At 66.2% G+C, this 13,865-nt stretch carries 12 protein-coding genes; 3 read left to right on the forward strand and 9 right to left on the reverse strand.

Annotated elements, in window-relative coordinates; all coding sequences use genetic code 11:
• Nucleotides 1-33: 33 nt before the first annotated feature.
• Nucleotides 34-936 carry a LysR family transcriptional regulator gene (locus tag ACU4E7_RS10970; RefSeq protein WP_447021524.1) on the reverse strand — a complete coding sequence of 301 codons (903 nt, stop codon included), beginning with the start codon at nt 934-936 and terminating at the stop codon, nt 34-36.
• 296 nt (nt 937-1,232) lie between these two features.
• Between ACU4E7_RS10970 and ACU4E7_RS10975 the strand changes: the two genes are divergently transcribed.
• From ACU4E7_RS10975 to ACU4E7_RS10985, 3 genes are all read left to right on the forward strand, one after another.
• A complete protein-coding gene (locus ACU4E7_RS10975) occupies nt 1,233-2,285 on the forward strand; it encodes an enoyl-CoA hydratase/isomerase family protein (RefSeq protein WP_447021525.1) in 1,053 nt (350 codons plus the stop codon).
• A 43-nt stretch (nt 2,286-2,328) separates the two neighbouring features.
• Nucleotides 2,329-3,111, forward strand: coding sequence for an enoyl-CoA hydratase (locus ACU4E7_RS10980; RefSeq protein ID WP_447021526.1), 783 nt, complete (start codon nt 2,329-2,331; stop codon nt 3,109-3,111).
• A 227-nt stretch (nt 3,112-3,338) separates the two neighbouring features.
• The gene (locus ACU4E7_RS10985; RefSeq protein WP_447021527.1) at nt 3,339-4,184 is read left to right on the forward strand and encodes a fumarylacetoacetate hydrolase family protein; all 846 of its coding nucleotides are present in this window, start codon (nt 3,339-3,341) and stop codon (nt 4,182-4,184) included.
• A 166-nt stretch (nt 4,185-4,350) separates the two neighbouring features.
• Here ACU4E7_RS10985 and ACU4E7_RS10990 read toward each other — a convergent pair whose 3' ends face one another.
• The 8 genes from ACU4E7_RS10990 to ACU4E7_RS11025 form a co-directional block, all read right to left on the reverse strand.
• A complete protein-coding gene (locus ACU4E7_RS10990) occupies nt 4,351-5,190 on the reverse strand; it encodes a universal stress protein (protein ID WP_447021528.1) in 840 nt (279 codons plus the stop codon).
• Between the two features lie 44 nt (nt 5,191-5,234).
• Nucleotides 5,235-6,458 (reverse strand): multidrug effflux MFS transporter, encoded by a 1,224-nt coding sequence (locus ACU4E7_RS10995; RefSeq protein ID WP_447021529.1) that lies wholly within the window; start codon nt 6,456-6,458, stop codon nt 5,235-5,237.
• Nucleotides 6,459-6,534: 76 nt separating this feature from the next.
• Nucleotides 6,535-7,482 carry an efflux RND transporter periplasmic adaptor subunit gene (locus ACU4E7_RS11000; RefSeq protein ID WP_447021530.1) on the reverse strand — a complete coding sequence of 316 codons (948 nt, stop codon included), beginning with the start codon at nt 7,480-7,482 and terminating at the stop codon, nt 6,535-6,537.
• Nucleotides 7,479-7,685: a DUF1656 domain-containing protein gene (locus tag ACU4E7_RS11005; RefSeq protein ID WP_447021531.1), complete on the reverse strand. Its 207-nt coding sequence runs from the start codon at nt 7,683-7,685 to the stop codon at nt 7,479-7,481. Before ACU4E7_RS11005 ends, ACU4E7_RS11000 begins: the two co-directional genes overlap by 4 nt.
• 19 nt (nt 7,686-7,704) lie before the next feature.
• Complete coding sequence (locus ACU4E7_RS11010; RefSeq protein WP_447021532.1) at nt 7,705-9,768, reverse strand: FUSC family protein; 2,064 nt, start codon at nt 9,766-9,768, stop codon at nt 7,705-7,707.
• A complete protein-coding gene (locus tag ACU4E7_RS11015; protein WP_447021533.1) occupies nt 9,765-10,250 on the reverse strand; it encodes a MarR family winged helix-turn-helix transcriptional regulator in 486 nt (161 codons plus the stop codon). Before ACU4E7_RS11015 ends, ACU4E7_RS11010 begins: the two co-directional genes overlap by 4 nt.
• A gap of 364 nt (nt 10,251-10,614) precedes the next feature.
• Complete coding sequence (locus ACU4E7_RS11020; RefSeq protein WP_447021534.1) at nt 10,615-12,756, reverse strand: gamma-glutamyl-gamma-aminobutyrate hydrolase family protein; 2,142 nt, start codon at nt 12,754-12,756, stop codon at nt 10,615-10,617.
• Between the two features lie 23 nt (nt 12,757-12,779).
• The gene (locus tag ACU4E7_RS11025) at nt 12,780-13,826 is read right to left on the reverse strand and encodes an AI-2E family transporter (protein ID WP_447021535.1); all 1,047 of its coding nucleotides are present in this window, start codon (nt 13,824-13,826) and stop codon (nt 12,780-12,782) included.
• Nucleotides 13,827-13,865: the final 39 nt, after the last annotated feature.

Below are 13,865 nucleotides of genomic sequence, written 5' to 3' on the forward strand. Positions count from 1 at the left end.
GCGCAGGTGTGGTCGGGGCGACGTTGCTGATCTCTATTGGGGCAGGAACATGTGTCGCGCGGACTTCACGGTGTCGACGATGAAGTCCGATGTGATCCGGACGCGCGCCAGCTCGCGCAGATCGGAATGGACGATCAGCCAGAATGAGCGAACGAGGGACACGGCGCCCGCCAGGACCTGTTCCAGGCGCGCGTCCTGCTGCGCCATGAAGGTGGGCAGCACGCAGAGACCGTGGCCAGCGAGCGTCATGTTGTACTGGGCGATGAGGTTGGAGCTGGCGATCGACGGGGAGAGGTTCTTCTCGATGAGCGGGATGTAGTCGAGCTCGGGGGCATAGATCAGCTCCCCGATATAGCCGATGAGGCGATGGTGGCGCAGGTCCGTCCGCCGCTTGGGCACGCCGTGGCGCGCAAGGTAGTCCCGCGAGGCATAGAGGCCGAGGTGATAGTCGGTCAGCTTCCTGGCGTGCAGCCGGCCTTCGCGCGGCGGGGCAAGGCCGATGGCGATGTCTGCCTCGCGCTTCGTCAGGCTGAAGATGCGGGGCATGGTCACCAGCTCGAGCAGGAGGTCGGGATGGGTCGCATTGAGGGCAACGAGGCGCGGCGCCAGGAACGTCGTGCCGAAGCCGTCCGGCGCGCCGATACGCACCGAGCCAGCGATCTGAAGCTCTGAATCGGGCACTTCGGCCAGGACGCCGAGCGCGATGGATTCGATGGACTGCGCCGAGTTGAGCAGCTTCTCACCCTGTGGGGTCAGCGCGTAGCCCTGCACGCTGCGCACGAACAGCTTCGTGCGCAATGTCCGTTCCAGCTCCGCGATGCGCCGGCTCAGCGTCGAGTGGTCGACGCCCAGCCGGCGCGCCGCTGTCGTGAGCCGCCCCGTGCGGACGACGGCGAGGAAGGATTGCAGGGTGTTCCAGTCAAAGGCCGGCTTCATATGGGAATCTACACACAATCAGATGGGAAATGATGGCATATACGTGCGAAAATTTTAATGCTTAACGTCATGAAAAAGGGGCTCTGGCGGGGAAACGAAAGCGATAAGCGGTGCGCGCGTAATGCCATCGGCAATGTAGGTGTCTGGAGGATCAGGTGTCAGCGGGACTCCGTTCTCCTTGCCATTGCGCCCCAGGCTGAAACGCTGCGCACCGACTTTTTCGCCATCGCTGCTTCCGTCGGGAGCCGTGGGACCCGACGGTCCCGCGGCTCGTCGCCCCCTGTGGGAGATCGACGTTGAGCAGCATTCTGACTGAAACGGCCGGCGCTCTGGGCCACATCACCCTCAACCGGCCGGCGGCGCTCAACGCGCTGACCCTGGAGATGGTCCGGGAGATCACGGCCGCCCTCAACGCCTGGGTCGACGATCCCGCAGTCGCGGTGGTGCTGCTCGACGGCGCTGGGACGCGCGGCTTCTGCGCCGGCGGTGACATCCGCGCGCTCTATGATGCGGCCAAGGCCGCCGACTGGGAGGGGCCAGAAGTCTTCTTCCGCGAGGAGTACACGCTCAACGCCTTCATCGGACGCTATGGGAAGCCGATCGTCGCGGTGATGGACGGCATCACCATGGGCGGGGGGATCGGACTTGGTGGGCACGCCTCCCATCGAGTCGTGACCGAACGGTCCTCCATCGCTATGCCCGAGGCGCGCATCGGCTTCTTTCCGGACGTGGGCGGAACCTATCTCCTTGGGACTGCGCCCGGCGAGCTTGGCACCCATGTGGCGCTCACCGCCGGCCGGCTCGACGCTGCCGACGCCATCGCCTGTGGGCTGGCTGACGTGCTGATCCCCGTGGAGCGGTTGGCGGAACTGCCGCGCCGGCTCGCTTTGTGCCGGACCGGCGAGGAGGTGGCACAGGTCCTCGCCGGCCTCGGCGGCGTCCCGCCCGACAGCGGCCTTGCTGCGGACCGTACGTGGATCGACCGGTGCTATGCCTTCGAGAGTGCGGAGGCGATCTTCGAGGCCCTTTCGTCCGCCCCGGAGCCCGGAGCTCGCAAGGCGGCAGGGGAGATCGCCGGTAACTCGCCCAGCTCGGTCAAGATTACGCTGGCTGCCTTGCGGACAGCCCGCCGGCTGGGCCAGCTGGAACCCTGCCTCGATCAGGAGTTCCGCCTCACGCTCTCGGTGATCCGCGATGCCGACTTCGTAGAAGGCGTGCGCGCCGCCGTGGTGGACAAGGATCGCAGCCCGCGCTGGTCGCCGGCAATCCTCGAAGGGGTCTCTGAAGAGGCCGTCACGCGCCATTTCCGTCCGCTGACCCATACCCGGGAACTGGGCCTCGCCATCTGACCGGAAGGCCAGTCCGCCGGTCCCTGCCACAAGGACAGACGACATGAGTGAGACGTCTTACGAAACCATCCTGCTGGAGCGCCACGACCGGGTTGCCGTTGTCACGCTCAATCGACCGCAGGCCTTGAACGCCCTCAACTCCCAGGTGATGCGGGAGCTGACCGCTCTATTGCTCGATCTCGATCAGGACCCGGGCGTCGGCTGCGTGGTGATCGCCGGCTCGGAGAAGGCCTTCGCCGCCGGCGCCGACATCAAGGAGATGCAGCCGCAGAGCTACATGGACATGTACAGCGCGGACTTCTTCGCTGGCTGGGATGCCCTGGGGCGGGTGCGTAAGCCCATCATTGCCGCGGTCTCGGGCTTTGCCCTCGGCGGCGGCTGCGAGCTGGCGATGATGTGCGACTTCATCATCGCCAGCGAGACCGCAAGGTTCGGCCAGCCGGAGATCAAGCTGGGCGTCATGCCGGGCATCGGCGGCTCCCAGCGCCTGACCCGCGTCATCGGCAAGGCGAAGGCGATGGAGATGTGCCTGGCCGGCCGGATGATGGATGCGGCGGAGGCCGAGCGCTCGGGCCTCGTCACCCGCATCGTGCCGGTGGCGGATCTCCTGAAGGACGCCCTCGCCACCGCGGCCACCATCGCCGGCATGTCCACCCCTATCGCGATGATGGTGAAGGAAAGCGTCAACCGCTCCTACGAGACGTCGCTGGCCGAGGGCATCCGCTTCGAGCGACGAGTCTTCCACGCCACGTTCGCGACGGCGGATCAGAAGGAGGGCATGGCGGCCTTCGTGGAGAAGCGCCCACCCCAGTTCTCAAATGTTTGAGTGAGGATCAACATCTACGCGCGCGGGTGATTTTTTGCAAATATTTATTGGCATAAATACGTGTATATTACGACTTGAAATAAAATTATATTTATAATATATTGCTGCCGCGTCACAAATCAATACATTTTACTAGTTCCATTTGAACAATGGGCGCCGGATTTGCGGTTCCGTGATCTGCGGCGCCGACCATTTTTCTTCAACTCAGTCGTGGGAAAGCCTGACTCATGAAGCTCTGCCGCTATGGTGCGCCCGGTGCGGAAAAGCCCGGTCTGATCGATCGCGAGGGGCGCTTACGCGACCTCTCAGGCATCTGCGCCGACATCGGCCTTACGGAGATTTCACCGGAGGGCCTCGCCGCGCTCGCGGCCATTGATGTCGCAAAGCTGCCTTTGGTCACTGGCACGCCGCGCTTTGGTGTGCCTTATACCGGGCTTTCCAAGTTTATCTGCATCGGCCTTAACTATTCCGACCATGCTGCCGAGGCGGGCATGGCAGTGCCGAGCGAACCCATCATTTTCTTGAAGGCGCCATCGGCCTTGTCAGGGCCCAACGACCCTATCGTCCAGCCGCCGCATTCCACCAAGCTCGATTGGGAGGTTGAGCTGGGTGTGGTCATCGGCAGCACGACGCGTTTTGTGGACGCGGCGGATGCGCTCGCGCACGTCGCCGGTTATTGCGTGGTGAATGATGTGTCTGAACGGGCTTTTCAGCTTCAGTCGTCGCAGTGGGACAAGGGAAAGGGCTGTGACACATTCGGGCCAGTAGGCCCCTTGCTCGTTACTGCCGACGAGGTGCCCAATCCCCAGGATCTCGACATGTGGCTGGACGTAAATGGTCGGCGCATGCAAACCGGAAACACACGCACGATGATCTTCAGCGTGCAGGAGATCGTTGCCTATTGCAGCCGCTACATGACGCTTCTGCCGGGCGACATCATCGCCACGGGCACGCCTCCGGGCGTCGGAATGGGGATGAAGCCTGATCCCGTCTGGCTCAAGCCAGGAGATTTGGTCGAGCTGGAGATCGCCGGCCTCGGGCGGCAGAACCAGCAGGTTGTAAGAGCAGGATGACGCGCAAAAATTCGGATCACTGAGGGGTGTGCCGCTAAAGGAGCACCCCGGCACATCCGAATTAGCGCATTGTCCCATTCCTGGTAGTTACCGACCTCGAAATTTGCGCGCATTTCGGCACGCAGCGTTATGGCTCAAGCGCACCGCCCCGGATCCTCCGCATTTTTCAGTGGGAGATGAGCAAAGGGACCGGCGACTGTCTCAGGAGCGAACGCGTCACCCCGCCGAACATGATCTCCCGGGTGCGGGCATGGCTGTAGGCGCCGAGCACGATCAGGTCGTGGGCGTTGGACGTGGCATATTCCAGGATGACCTCAGGGATCGCCCGCCCGTGCGACGGCACGGGATCGACGGTCAGGCGCACGCCGTGGCGCAACAGGAACATCGCCACTTCCATTCCCGGCTCCTCTCCGGCGGGGAGGCTTGCCTGCGGATCCACGATCAGCACCGTTACCGAAGACGCGAGCGCCAGCAGAGGCAAGGCGTCGCCGATGGCCCGGCGCGATTCCCGGCTGCCATTCCAGCCGATCAGAATGCGCTGTGGCAGTTCGGTATTGTGCCAGTTCTCCGGCACGAGCAGGAAGGGGACGCCGGTGGCCAGCTGCACCACATCGGCCGGGGGTCCGTCCTCGATCCAAGATTCGTGCGGAGGCGCAGCGACGACGAGATCCGCGTGCAGGGCGCCGATGCGGCGTTCATCTTCTCCATGGGGCGTGTGGACGCGGAACTCGCAGCGCACATCCTGCCGGGCAGCGTGCTTTTCGAAGCTGTCCTGCGCTTGCCGGATCATGTCGTCCTTGCGGACCTGCTGATGGTGTAGGAGGTCGGCGATTGCCACCTGCCCGCGGACATGGGAGGCGGCCGCCCGGCCGCCGCTGTCCGGGGGAAGCAGGAAGATGCCGATGAGATGGGCGCCGTGGCGCCGCGCGAGATGGATCGCGTAGTCGATCCGCGTTTCGCGCGACGGGCTGGTATCAATCAGAACAGCGATCGTCTTGATGTCCATGTCTTTCACCCTGGGGAGCCCGTGTGTCCTATCGTGCGCCTGCCCTACGGGACTGCGCGTCTTGGTCGCCCGGCGATCCAGAAGGCTGCCTGGGCGATGATGCCGGAGCCGGCCAGCACGAGAGCGGCGGCCAAAGCGGGGTCGGACCCGACACCGGCCAAGGCCGTGCACAGGGCGCCGACCGCCATCTGCATGGCGCCGTAAAGACCTGATGCGGAGCCGGCGACGCGGGGATTGACGCCGAGGGCCTCGGTCAGCGCTGCGGGCGCCGCGGTGCCCACGCCGACGGAGAAGGTGAACACGGTGGCGATGGCGAGCGGCACGGTGAGCTGATCCATGAGCACGACGGCGAGCAGGATGAAGGCGGCGGCCACGCTGACCTCGTTGGCGCCCACCAGCAGCCGGCCGATGGAAACACGGGTGATCAGCCGGCTCGCCAACATGCTGCCCACCCACACGCCCAGAACCAGGAGCGCGATGTAGCCCCCGACGCGGGCCGCCGGCTGGTGCAGTTCGCCGATGAAGATGAAGGGGGCCGCCGCGACGAAGCCGTAGAGGGAGGTGGTGGCGCAGCCGCCACCCACCGCATAGCCCCAGAAGGCGGGCGCCCGCAGCAGCTGGCCGTAGCTCTCCATGATCCCGATCGCGTCGCCCTCATTGGTCCGCCCGGTCTCCGGCAGGAGACGCCAGGTGAGCAGGAGATTGACCACGCCGAGCAAGGTGAGGGCAACGAAGATGGAGCGCCATCCCGTCGCATCGGCGAGAAGGCCGCCCACCAGCGGTGCCGCGCCCGGGCCGACGGTGATCATGAGGTTCATCAAGGCGAGGCGGCGGGTGGTGTCCGCCGGTGCCGAGGTGTCGCGCACGATGGCGCGGGCGAGCACGAGGCCGGCGCAGCCGCCCAGCGCCTGGAACAGCCGGGCGACGATGAGGGCGTTGATGCTGGGGGCGAGCGTCGCCGCGAGGCTGGCGGCGGTGTAAAGCGTCAGCCCCGCCATCAGGACGGGCCGGCGCCCGAACCGGTCGGCCAAGGGCCCATAGACGAGCTGCCCGCCGGCGAGGCCGAGGATGTAGAGGCTTATGGTGAGCTGCATGGCCGCCATCCCGCCGCCGAGGTCGGCCTGGGCGATGGGCAGCGCCGGCACGAAGATGTGCATGGCCAGGGTGCCGGAGAAGGCCAGGAGCGCCAGCAGCCAGAGCGGCACGGTCCGGCGGGGCGTGTCCGCCTTGGGCTCTGACGTCAGCGGCGCATTCACGGGCGCGTTCATGGCATTTCGTCCCGAGCCTGCTTCCGCAGGGGGAGTGGCCTTTGGAGCCACCGGCTGGCGGCAAGGCGCATTGCGCTCACCGGAGCGGCCGGGAGGCTTGCGCGGACCGGGTGTCCGAAGTGTCCGCGCGCGCGGCCTTTCCGGCCGCGGAGGGAGGCTCGATCTCCACGGTGGCGGTGAGGCCGGCCACGAGGCGGATATCGGGCGGGACCTCCTCGATCGCGATGCGCACGGGCACGCGCTGGGCAAGGCGCACCCAGTTGAAGGTGGGGTTGATGTTCGCGAGGAGGCCGGTGCCGACGACACGCTCGCGGTCCTCGATGGCCGCTGCGACGCTCTGCACGCGGCCGCGCAGCAGGGTTGGCTCCCCCATCAGCCGGATGGTGACGGCATCGCCCACATGGATGCGCGGAAGCTTGGTTTCCTCGAAATAGCCCTCGACCCGGAGCGAATCCGTATCCACCAGCGCCACCACCGCCTTGCCGGTGGAGACATAATCTCCCCGCCGCAGCTCCAGATTGGTGACAATGCCATTGGTCGGCGCCTTGATCTCCGAGCGCTCGAGGTTGAGCCGGGCAATGTCGCGTTCACTGACCGCCTGCTGGTAGGCGGCGTCGGCCTGGGTCAGGGTGGTCTGGGCCTGCTCGGCATTCTGCGGCGAGACCACCTGCCGCTCGCGCAGTTGGGCGTAGCGCGTGAGATCGCGCTTCGCCTGGTCGAGCGTCGCGGCGCGGCCTTCCACCGCGGCCTCGGCCTGTTTCAGGGCGAGGGTGAAGCGCTCGCGGTCCACCCGGAACAGGACGTCGCCCTTCTTCACGGGAGCGTTGTCCTGCACCAGGACCTCGCTCACCAACCCTGAGACGTCCGGGGCGATGCCGACCACGTCGGCGCGCACGCGCGCGTCCCGCGTCCAGGGGGCGTTCATGTAGGTGTCCCAGAGCGCGTGGCCCACGAGGACCGCGCCCGCGAGCACGCCGAGGGTGACGCAGGCGCGGCCCCACTTCGCGACGTCGATCTTCATCATGTGATCCGTTCAAGAAGGAAGTAGCCGGCACCGGTGACGAGGATGAACACGGCGAGGTCGAACAGCGCCCGGTGCCAGATGAGCCGGCCGAGTCCGGCGCGGGTGAGGCCGCGGGAGATGAGCCGCGTGACCGCCATGGCGACGGGGGCGAGGAGGAGAAAGGTCGGCAGATAGACGCCGAAAATGTCGATTTCCGCGGGCATCGTGCTCTCCTGCATCCTCTCACTCGGCCGCGAGCAAAGGCGGGGCGCCGGCGGCTGCCACCGGCGGGAGGATGGGCGCTGCCGCACAGGGGAACAGGGCCTGTCTGAGACCCACTAGCGCCTGGAGGGCATTGTCCGCGGCCAGCCCCTCCCGCCGCGCCAGCACAGCGGCGATGGCGTGGTCCACCTGATCCAGCAGCGGATGAGGCGGGGGCAGTGCGGCGCCAGCCGTGGCCTGCGCGCGGAAATGCCCGGCCACTCCGGCGAGGACGGCATTGAGGGCATCCTTCGCGGCCCCCGGCAGGGCCCGGCGATCGCGTTGGAGGTCGAGGACATTGTAGCCGATGCGCAGGTCCCTCAGCCCGTCCGTGGCGAGGTCGTCGCCGATGGCGCCGGCCGCGAGGCGAGGCACCAACTGGCCGAGATGGTCGAAGATGCGGCTCACCAGCACGCGATGGTCCTGCAGGCGGCTGCCGGCGGCGCAGGCGGCAAGGTCCGCCCAGCCGGAGCGCACGAGGCGGCGGGCGGCAATCTCGGCGCCGAAGGGCTTGGTCGCCAACGCCCAGATCCAGGCGAACAGGAAGCCGCCGGTCACCGCCAGGCTTTCATTCACATAAACGGTGAAGTCCGCATTGTAGTGGCTCTGGACCGAGAGGGAGCCCGAACCGGTCGCAGCGAGTAGGAGGGTCACGAGGCCGAGCTCCGGCCGGGGGATGAGGGCCCCCACCAGCAGGAACGGCGGCGCAAGGACCAGAACGAGCGTCACAAAATCGTGGACCTGGGGCACCACCGCGAACAGCAGGAGCCCCGCGATCGCCTGCGCCGCTGTGCCCCAGATGACCATCATCCAGATAAACGGAGCCGGCCGGTCCTGGGCGCCGAAGAAGCAGCAGGCGACGGCGGCCATGGCCACGAAATTGGCGCCGCCGGGCCATCCGCTCATGATCCAGATCAGGCTCGCCGTCAGGGTCGCGAGCGCGGCGGAGGCGGTGGAGAACAGCAGCAGGCCGTGATCGTGGTGCCGCGCGGTGCCGATGATGGGCCGGTGGTGCAGCACGGGCGCCCAGTGTCCCGCAGCGGGGCCTCCAGCAATCTGCCGACGCAAGGCGAGGCAATCCTGCCAGAGATCGACGAGTTCCTTGAGGCGCGCGCACAGGTTGGCACGCAGCAGGCCGGCCCAGTCCTCAATAGCGCCGGGATCGGGCGTCAGAGCGGCGATCCGCGCGCGCAGCCGCTCCGGCGTGTCGGGGGCGCCGGTGATCCAGTCCGCGATCTCATGGGCGAGAGCGACGAGATCGTCCCGCGCGCTGCCCATCGCCTCCTCACGGCTGATGGCGCGCAACCTGTCATTGAGGGAGGACAGCACCGGGAGCAACAGCAGTAGGCGCCCCCGGAGCTCTCCGGCCCCGCGGGCAAAGGCGCGCCCTTCGGGATCATGCGCCAGCTGCGTGATAAGCGCGTCGAGGGCTGCGACGTCCACGGCGAGCTTCTGCCGGACCAGGGGCACTGCCTCACCCGTCACCTCGCCGCGCAGCACCTCGCCGGCCCAGGCGCCGGCATCGCGCAGCCAGCCGCCGACCCGCGCGGCGAAGGCCGGCCCGACGCTCACCGGGAACACGATGGCGCCCACGAGGCTCGCGCACAGGATGCCGAGAATGATCTCCTCGCTGCGGGCGAGCGCCACATCGAAGATGGTCTCGGGCGCCGTGACCACCGGCAAGGCGATGATGGGCAAAGTGTAGGCCGCCAGCATGAACACGTAGCTGCGGGGCGTGCGGTCGAGCAGGGAGAAATAGAGCAGGCCGCCGACCCAGAGCGCGACGGCGATGCTCAGAAGCTCGGGCGCGGTCACGAACGTCGGCAGCAGCACCACCGCGCCGGTGGCGCCGATGAGGGTGCCCAGCACGCGGTAGAGGGCCTTGGAGGTGGTGGCGCCGGTGAGCGGGTGGGACACCACGTAGACTGTGGTCATGGCCCAATAGGGGCGCGGCAGGTCCATGGCCAGGGCCACGTAGAGCGCCAGCATGGCGGCGGTGAAGGCCTTGGCGGAGAACAGCCAGTCCCGTGCCGCGGGAAGCCTCACGTGCCCGCCTCCGAAAAGGCCCTCGCAAGGGAGGGGGCCTGCTGGAGGCGCGCGTGGGCCTGCTCGATGGTGTCCAGCACCCGCAGCGTCGCCTCCACGTCCGCATCGCTGATCTCTCCCAGGATGCGGACCCGCAGCCCGGCGATGGTGCGCTCGATGCGTTCCGCCAGTTGCTCGCCCGTCTCGGTGAGCCACAGGGTCTTGGCGCGGCGGTCCTCCGGATCGTCCCGGCGCACCACGAGCCCGGCATCGCAGAGGTGGTCCAGCAGGCGGACGAGGGAGGTCCCTTCGATGCCCACATGGGCTGCGAGTGTCACCTGTCGCACGCCGCCGCCGAGCCGACGCAGCCAGACCAGAGGAGAGGCACAGGCCTCTGAAATGTCATCGGCCGCGAGCGCGGCTTCCGCCAGCCGCCGCCACTGCCGGCCCGCCTGCAGCAGCCCGGAGGTGAGCCGCCGACGGTTTGCCTGTAGGTTATTCATGAGCACATAATGTGTCAGAAAATAATTCTGATGCAATCAATTATGGCGGATGGGATCAGGTAACATGGTAGTGGCCCAACCTTGGAGGTGAAGATCCTTTTAGATGCGACGAACCAAGCCTGTTGCAGCTAGCCTAAAGAATGGGTCCCTCTCGGCGTTTGCGCGTTCCAGGAATGGAAGCGATGCGAAGCAAGAAGCGAGCGCAGTCGTCTACTAGACGAGCCTAGGTTGGGCTGGAGCATGGTCGTAGGTTGGCTTCGCATGGGAGCGCTACGGCCTCTTTCCCGTGGCGCGAGATCCGGCTCCCGCTCCTTGCAGGATCGGAGGGATCAGCCGTGATTGGCTTTGGCAATGGCAAGCGCGGTCATATTGGGACGGATACGCCATCTGCGAGTTGTGCACGACGGGACCGCGCGGCCTCCACGAGGGAATGAAAGATCCGGCGGGCGAAGGCGCGGTGCAGCAGAAATTCGGGGTGGAATTGTACGCCTACACAGAAGGACCGGGTTTCGTGCTCGATGGCCTGGATGAGGCCATTGGCCTCCGCCGCTATCACCTTGAATCCGGCGCCAAGATCTTTCAGCGCCTGGGTATGAATGGAATTGACCTCTATTTTCTTGCTGCCGGATATGCGGGCGAGCCAGCAGCCGGGTGCCAGAAATGCGGTCTTGCGATAGAAAATGCGGTGCAGAAAGCTGGTCGGATATCTCTCCACATGGTGGTTGAGGTCTGGGTAGAGCGTGCCGCCTTCAAGCACGTTGAGCATCTGCATGCCCCGGCACACGCCCAGCACGGGGATGTCGTGCGCCAAAGCGGCCTCGGCCCAGGACGCTTCCATGTCGTCGCGAGCGAGGTCATAGTGATGGCCGGCCTTCTGCTCGCCGCCATAGCGGCCGGGGAAAACGTCGGAACCGCCTCCGAACAGCAGCCCGTCTATGGAATGGGGGTCACGTGGCGCCTTCGACGTGATGGTTACGGCCTCGCCTCCCGCCATCCAGATGGCGAAATGCAGGGCGTAATAGGCTAGCCATTCACCTTTGTCCGGTTTGGTCACGCCGATGATGGGCCGTCCGCGGCGTTCATAGCGGCGGGAGATTGCAGAGCTGCCAGGGCGGCGCGAGCGGGCCTTGTCGGCAGCCTGAGGAACCGCATATCTGAATTCCGCCGGCAGTTCGTGGTGCTTCAGCAGGCTTGACACCACGAACAATATTCCAAGGCCAACGGCGGGGTCGTCGTCGAAATCGAGCTCGGTGGGCAGGTCCTTGTGCACCTCCAGGCGCTTGCGGAAATCCTTGAAGACGCGCGCGCCCTTCGCTGCGGCGCTGGCTGATTCCAGCAGGCGGTTCGCCGCCACGAGGACCTCCTTGCGCGAGGCGTGACCGCGGCTTTGCGCCCAGGCTTCCGCGGCGCGCTCTAGATCGGGGTCGGAAGCGGCCAGATCCTCGGCCGCGGAGAGGATCCATGCGCCTGGCGTGCGGGTGCGGTGCCCCTGCCGGACGGCGTGGGGATCGGCTGGTGGCAGTGGACGGCCCGCCGCAAGCTGGAAGGCGAGCCAGGGGAAATCGACGCCCGAGGACATGGAATGATAGAGCCCGGCCCAATAACGCGGGTTCATCTCGATCATCCTGGGTGGCGTCGACGGATCGCCGTTCCAGCGGAAATCGATCTCTCCCACGCCGTTCCACTGCGTCGCCCTGAGCAGCGCCTGGGTCGCGCCCTCGAAGGGTGTCTCGGCGACGGTCTCGCGGATGGCGCCGGCGCCCACGTCACGGGGGAACTGGGCAAGGTTCCGATAAACGACCATCCCCGCCAGCTTGCCATGATCGGCGATAATGGAGACGCAATAATCGTCACCTTCGACGACGTCTTGCAGCAGGATGGGGCTGCCCGGATCTGCGCCTTTCAGATAATCGTTGAGCTCGTCCAAGTCCTTGATCTTGGTCACGCCGCGTCCACCGACACCGTCTGTCGGCTTGGCCATGACCGGAAACGCCAGGGGGGCATCGGCGGGAACGCCGTTCGCAAACGTGCCCGGTTGCAGGATGCGGGTGGCGGGGCCGGGCAGGTCGGCTTCCGCCAGAAGACGGGCGAAGTGATCCTTGGGCGAAACCATCTCGATGGAGGCGATGTCCGGCGCGGCGACCCGGATCAAGGGCTCGAACCGCTCGCGGTATTTGGCAAAGAGGCGTGCATCGCGGAAAGCTGGCATCAGCACGTAGGGTCGACCGTCTTCCGGGGCGTATTTGCGCACGGCCGCTTCGAAATCGCTCAGCGCCTGTTCTTCGTCGTCCTCGAATGCGGTGTGGGTAAAGTTGTCGATCACATGGCGCGAGAAAGACAGAACGGTCATGTTGACGTCGTCGCAGCCGATCACCTCCACGCAGTGTTCGTGCAGAGAGCGCGCGATCGCCAGCGCCATCAGGCTGCGGCCGTAGGTGACGATCACTCGACCGGCTGACAGAGGTTCGTCGGATCGCGACATGCCAGATACGGAAAGTCTGGACATCGGGTCGTTTCCTTTCGCTAAAGTTACGGTTCGTCATCGTTGACAAGTGACCAGACGGCGACGAACAGGGCGACAATCAGCGGGCCGAGAACAAATCCGTTCATGCCGATCAGCGAGAGGCCGCCCACCGTGGAAATGAGCACCGCGTAGTCCGGGAGCATGGTGCCCTTCCCCACCAAAGGGGGTCGCAGAAAGTTGTCCACCGTGCTGATCACCAGCGTGCCGATGGCGAGCAGGATGGCGCCCTTCAGATAGGTGCCGGTCAGCAGCAGATAGGCGGCCGCCGGCACCCAGACCAGCCCGGCGCCAACGGCGGGCAACAGGGAGAAGACGGCCATCAGGACGCCCCACAGGAGCGCAGCCTGGATCCCCAGCATCCAGAAGGTGACCCCGCCGATGGCGCCCTGGATGGCGGCGATGGTGACATTGCCCTTGACCGTGGCCTTCACCACGGAGGCGAACTTCTCGATCAACTGGTCGGTTTCGCGCGCGCCGAGGGGGCTCGCCTTGCGGATGTGGACGGCCAGGGCCACGCCGTCGCGGAACAGGAAGAACAGCAGGTAGAGCATCACCCCGAGGCTGATGATGAACTGGGCCGTGTTCTGCCCGATGATGACCGCCCTGTTGGCAACGGTCTGGCTGAATTCAAGCAGGAACGATGTCAGCCGGGCCTGGAGCTGGGCCATGTCGCCGAGATCGAGGGCGGCAAGGGCTTTCCAGACGAAGGATGGCAGTGCGCCCTGGAGCTGCGCCAGCATGGTGCCCGGATCGAATTCGCGCGTGCCGATGCGGGTGTAGAGGCCGGCGGCTTCGTTGGCGAGGGCAGCGAGGATCAGCGTGCCCGGGATGACGACGACGCAGATGCAGGCCAGCACGCTGAGCGCCGCCGCCAAGTTGCGCCGGCCGCCGAGCCGCCCCTCGAGCCTGTGCTGGAGCGGATCGAACAGGATCGCCAGGATCACCGCCCACAGGATCGCGCCGTAATAAGGCGACAGCAGCCAGAGGAACGCCACCGTCACCAGGACGAGGGTAGCGAGAAAAGCGAACTCCTGAATCTTCGTCCGCGCCATGGGCGGCATTGCCTCCGTGGTTGCAGGTTCCCTCTCTCG

The organism is Xanthobacter sp. ZOL 2024 (assembly GCF_052932325.1).

Coding starts and splice junctions, on each gene's coding strand:
- ACU4E7_RS10970 (WP_447021524.1), bottom strand. CDS start 936: ATGAAGCCGGCCTTTGACTGGAACACCCTGCAATCCTTCCTCGCCGTC.
- ACU4E7_RS10980 (WP_447021526.1), top strand. CDS start 2,329: ATGAGTGAGACGTCTTACGAAACCATCCTGCTGGAGCGCCACGACCGG.
- ACU4E7_RS10985 (WP_447021527.1), top strand. CDS start 3,339: ATGAAGCTCTGCCGCTATGGTGCGCCCGGTGCGGAAAAGCCCGGTCTG.
- ACU4E7_RS10990 (WP_447021528.1), bottom strand. CDS start 5,190: ATGGACATCAAGACGATCGCTGTTCTGATTGATACCAGCCCGTCGCGC.
- ACU4E7_RS10995 (WP_447021529.1), bottom strand. CDS start 6,458: ATGAACGCGCCCGTGAATGCGCCGCTGACGTCAGAGCCCAAGGCGGAC.
- ACU4E7_RS11000 (WP_447021530.1), bottom strand. CDS start 7,482: ATGATGAAGATCGACGTCGCGAAGTGGGGCCGCGCCTGCGTCACCCTC.
- ACU4E7_RS11005 (WP_447021531.1), bottom strand. CDS start 7,685: ATGCCCGCGGAAATCGACATTTTCGGCGTCTATCTGCCGACCTTTCTC.
- ACU4E7_RS11015 (WP_447021533.1), bottom strand. CDS start 10,250: ATGAATAACCTACAGGCAAACCGTCGGCGGCTCACCTCCGGGCTGCTG.
- ACU4E7_RS11020 (WP_447021534.1), bottom strand. CDS start 12,756: ATGTCCAGACTTTCCGTATCTGGCATGTCGCGATCCGACGAACCTCTG.
- ACU4E7_RS11025 (WP_447021535.1), bottom strand. CDS start 13,826: ATGGCGCGGACGAAGATTCAGGAGTTCGCTTTTCTCGCTACCCTCGTC.